This is a genomic window from uncultured Dialister sp. (assembly GCF_900541605.1).
Lineage (GTDB): Bacteria > Bacillota > Negativicutes > Veillonellales > Dialisteraceae > Dialister.
Genome location: NZ_UQKJ01000144.1, coordinates 1 through 4,349, shown reverse-complemented (window position 1 = coordinate 4,349; position 4,349 = coordinate 1). Strand labels below are relative to the sequence as shown.

The following is a 4,349-nucleotide window of genomic DNA, read 5'->3' as shown; positions in this document are numbered from 1 at the left end:
TCCCGCACGAATGACTCTACCCGTAAGCTTCGCTCTAACAGCTCACCGCAATAGTTCGATTTCTGTTTTATTCCCCAGGAGGCTGCCATGAAAAAAATCATTGTCTTTTTAACTGCGTTATTCTTCTTTCTTTTCGCCGGGGTTTCTTCCTTTGCCGCAGGCCCCATCAATGCAGACGGATATTTTAAAAATATCCGCCTCGCCGGTAAGGTGCGGGTGGTGGATTCTTTCCCTGACATCCGGGTACAGGTGGTGGATTCCTTTCCGGACCTCAAAGTGAAAGCGGTCTCCGCCTTTCCCGATGACATCGGAGAATGGCAGTTCGTGGACTACGGCGAGGATTTCACCATCCAGTTCGTAGACAGTTTTCCGGACATCCGCATCCAGTTTGTAGACTCCTTCCCCGGAGTCTGCTGAAAATCAGGAATCCATGGTAATCATGGATTCCTGATTTTTAAAATTCTCATTTTCCTCTTTAATGTTCCGTGATATGATAGATATAAGAACAGTGTCCATGGAACCGGGGAAGGAGGGACGGCCATGCGAAAAACATTATTTGTAGTTTCGGCCAAGCCGGATGCCGGACTTTCCAATGAAATCCTGCATCTCATCAGGGAAGACGAAAAGCAGCGGATCGATGGGCTCACAGAAGAAAACCTGCGAATCATCGTCATGAATGAAGACCAGTGGAATCTCCATCGGAATGCGGCCCGTCCGGAGACAAGGGTGCTCTTCATCGGTCCGGTAAAAACAATTTCCCAGCCCTCCGATGCGTTCCGCATCCGGTTCCATAAATACGGTATCCGCTACGGATTTGACGGCCACCGGGCCTTCCTCACGGTCAATGAAAAAGCATTAAAAGACCACGAGATATACGACCGGTTTCTGGAAGAGCTGAAGTCCCTCTGCTCCCTAGAGGATATCATCCAAAGCCCGAAACGGCCGGACGCCATGCAGCTCATTGGTATGCTCTGTGTGGCCCTGCTCGTCCCCTTCGGTAGTGTCCTCGTGGGAGGCAAGCTCATTAAAGACTGGTACGCCCACGATACGCTGGTCAAAAAGCAGCAGTATGTGTACGGTATTTTCCATCTGTACCGGAATCACCTGAAAGAATTTATGGATGCCTGATGGAGAGGGATACTGATATCCCGGAAAGGAAATTCAAAATGAAGAGTTATCGTTTTACCCCAAAAGGTGTCTGCTCACGGCTCATCACCTTTGACCTGGACGAAGAAGGAAAGATCCACAGCCTGAAGTTCCAGGGCGGCTGCCCCGGAAACCTGGCTGCCATCGGACGGCTTCTGGAAGGGCGGGATGCCCGGGAAGCAGCGGATATTCTCCGAGGCAATGACTGTGCCGGCAAAGGTACTTCCTGTGCGGACCAGCTTTCTAAAGCCCTGGATGAAGCCCTTGCCAGCAAAGGTGCTTCCGCCTGATTCGAAAGAATATATAAAAAGCCCTGCATGCCGGAACTCCTGAATTCTGACATGCAGGGCTTTTTAACGTATCGCCAAAGACAAATGATGATTTATCTCTTTCCCAAACCTTCTACAAAATCATCAATCCCTTTGCCTGCCGCCACCATAGGTGCCACCATGTCCCTGGGATCCATGGCCACTTCGATGACATGGGTATGGTCCAGGGGAAGCGCCTTTTCTACAGCCCTTGCCAGCTCTTCCGGCGTAGAAACGTGCTCTCCCGTGAGGCCAAAGGCTTCCGCATACTTTACGAAATCCACATACCCCGGCAGGTTGCTGGCCATAAACCGGCCATGGTAATTGGCCACCTGGAGCTGGCAGATCATACCGAGTCCACTGTTATTGAAAACAATAGCTACCACCGGTATCCGGTTGCTGGCCAGGGTGAAGAGCTCGCTTCCTGTCATTTTGAATCCCCCATCCCCGCTGATGGAGATAACTTTCGTATCCGGACGGGCCAGCTTCGCTCCCATGGCTGCCGGAAGGCCGAATCCCATGGTGCCGAGGCCGCCGCTGGTAATCATTTCCCGGGCGTACTCCAGCTTCAGATGCTGGGCAGCAAACATCTGGTGCTGTCCCACATCGGTAGTAACGATATATCCTTTTCCTTTCAGAATCGGGTTCAGGGCTTCCATGAAACGAGGTGTGCTGTTCGGTCCAAAATCTTTATCCGGTCCCGGCCAGCTCCTGATTCTGTCCCACCAGCTGCCAAGGTCCTGGGGCTTTACCCCTTCGTCAAGCATGCGAAGAGCTTCTCTCATGTCCCCCGCAATGGAAATGGCGCTGTGAATATTCTTATTCAGCTCCGCCGGATCAATATCGATATGGATAATGGTCTTATGGGCACTGTACATTTCCCGTAACCCGGTCATTGAATCGGGTCCCCAGGGCAAGAATCACATCAGCCGACGCCAGGGCCCGGTTCGCCCGGATATGGCCATGGAGACCGCTCATGCCCAGGAACTCCTTATGATAAGCACTGATACATCCCAATCCCATCAGGGTGCTGGCCACAGGAATATCCAACTTTTCCGCCAGGTGGAGAGCTTCCTGTTCCGTACCGGAAATAGCCACGCCACCGCCTACGAGCATCACCGGCCGGCGGGCACCATTTAAAGCGGCAATGGCTTTTCCTATTTCCCCTTGATCCGGCACCGTGATGGGCATCTCCTTTTTGGGGGAAGGTTCATAGTCGATGAGAGCGGTCTGCACATCATTGGCCACATCCACCAGCACCGGTCCCGGCCGGCCGCTTCTGGCAATCAGGAAGGCGAGATGCATGGTCTGTTCCAGTTCTTCCGGCTTCGTAACAAGGAATGTCTGCTTGGTGACAGGCATGGCAATGCCGGTGATATCCACTTCCTGGAATGCGTCGTGGCCGATCATGCTGCTTTTCACCTGGCCCGTAATGGCCACCAGGGGCACAGAGTCCAGAAACGCGTTGGCCAGCCCGGTGACCAGGTTCGTAGCGCCGGGGCCGGAGGTGGCGCAGCATACGCCCACTTTTCCGCTGGCCCGGGCATAGCCGTCCGCAGCATGGGCAGCTCCCTGTTCATGAGCTGTCAGGATATGACGGATATCCTTTGTATCCCGAAGAACATCATAGAAAGGAAGGATGGCTCCACCGGGGTAGCCAAAAATCACAGAAACTCCCTCTTCTTCCAGGCATTTCACCATCACCTGGGCACCTGTCATTTTCATAATCATACCCCTCCTTTCCGGTTTTCTTCATCCGGCCATTCGTACCGGGGATGGTCCACAGTCATCCCTTCATCGCCCCGTTCCAGGGCAATGATGCCGGTCTGTATCATTTCTACCACCCCATACCGGCCAAGAGCTTTGGCAAAGGCCGTCAGCTTTTCTTCGCTTCCCGTATTGATGAATGTAATGCTGTCTCCTGTCACATCCACGGCGTGGGACCGGAAAGCTGCCGCCAGCTGGAGTACTTCCATCTGCCGGTCTCCGGCATGGACCTTGATGAGCAGCATGCTGCGAAGGGTGCTCGTCTCTTTGTGGAGTACCTTGATTCGCTCTACTTCGCTGATCTTCGCCACCTGGCTGCAAATCTGCCGAATCGTATCATCATCGGCATCCACCGTAATCGTAAGGCGGACATAGCCCGGAATCTTCGTGGTACCACTCATGAGGCTTTCAATATTGAAGCCCCTTCTGGAAATAAGCCCGGAAATTTTTGCCAGCACACCGGGTCGGCTGTGCACTACAACGGCCAATATCTGTTTCATAGTTTCACCTGGTATTTCTTACCCGCCGAAAGCAGGATGATGACAATCTGCCCCATCACAGGGCTGTAGAAAAGATTTATTTACGTGCCTTTACTATACCGCCGTTTAAGCATATAATCAATTTTATAGGATTAATGGTTCCATAAAGGAGATTTATACAATGGAATTAGAAAAGACATACATATACCAGGTCTACCTGAAAGGCAGTTTTTCCAAGGCCGCTGAGGCCCTTTTTATCACCCAGCCTGCCTTGAGCATTGCCATCCGAAAGGTGGAAAAAGAAATCGGCGCCGCCATTTTCAACCGGGGCCAGCGGCCCCTGACCCTGACACACGTAGGAAAAATCTATATTTCCCATATAAAAAGGGAGCTGCTGCTGGAGCAGGAACTGAAGCAGCAGCTCGATGACCTCCACGGGTTGAAGACCGGGGAACTTTTCATCGGCGGTACAAACTATATGAACGCCTACCTGCTGCCGCCCTATATCAGCCGATTTACAGAAAAATACCCCAACATTTCCATCAACATGTCCGAAACCATAGTAAACGACATTAATTACTTTACTTTATATCAATGCATCTATGTGCTATACTTCAATTGGAGGTACAGTACATATGAACAATCGAAA

5 protein-coding genes and 1 pseudogene are annotated in these 4,349 nt (G+C 51.8%); 4 read left to right on the top strand and 2 right to left on the bottom strand.

Annotation, left to right across the window (positions count from 1 at the left end; translation table 11 throughout):
* Positions 1-87 precede the first annotated feature (87 nt).
* The 3 genes from QZR21_RS08250 to QZR21_RS08240 all read left to right on the top strand — a co-directional run bounded on the left by QZR21_RS08250 (position 88) and on the right by QZR21_RS08240 (position 1,436).
* Positions 88-417 (top strand): hypothetical protein, encoded by a 330-nt coding sequence (locus tag QZR21_RS08250; RefSeq protein ID WP_296099038.1) that lies wholly within the window; start codon positions 88-90, stop codon positions 415-417.
* Positions 418-540: 123 nt separating this feature from the next.
* Positions 541-1,128, top strand: coding sequence for a hypothetical protein (locus tag QZR21_RS08245; protein WP_296099034.1), 588 nt, complete (start codon positions 541-543; stop codon positions 1,126-1,128).
* Between the two features lie 38 nt (positions 1,129-1,166).
* Positions 1,167-1,436 carry a TIGR03905 family TSCPD domain-containing protein gene (locus QZR21_RS08240; protein ID WP_296099033.1) on the top strand — a complete coding sequence of 90 codons (270 nt, stop codon included), beginning with the start codon at positions 1,167-1,169 and terminating at the stop codon, positions 1,434-1,436.
* 92 nt (positions 1,437-1,528) lie between these two features.
* On the opposite strand, the pseudogene QZR21_RS09110 reads toward QZR21_RS08240, so the two are convergent.
* Both QZR21_RS09110 and ilvN read right to left on the bottom strand, forming a co-directional pair.
* Positions 1,529-3,166, bottom strand: a pseudogene (locus tag QZR21_RS09110) (thiamine pyrophosphate-dependent enzyme).
* Positions 3,167-3,181: 15 nt separating this feature from the next.
* Positions 3,182-3,721 (bottom strand): acetolactate synthase small subunit, encoded by a 540-nt coding sequence (gene ilvN, locus QZR21_RS08225; protein ID WP_296099024.1) that lies wholly within the window; start codon positions 3,719-3,721, stop codon positions 3,182-3,184.
* A gap of 160 nt (positions 3,722-3,881) precedes the next feature.
* Between ilvN and QZR21_RS08220 the strand changes: the two genes are divergently transcribed.
* Positions 3,882-4,349, top strand: a 468-nt coding sequence (locus tag QZR21_RS08220) for a LysR family transcriptional regulator (RefSeq protein WP_296974851.1), incomplete at its 3' end; no start/stop codon positions are given.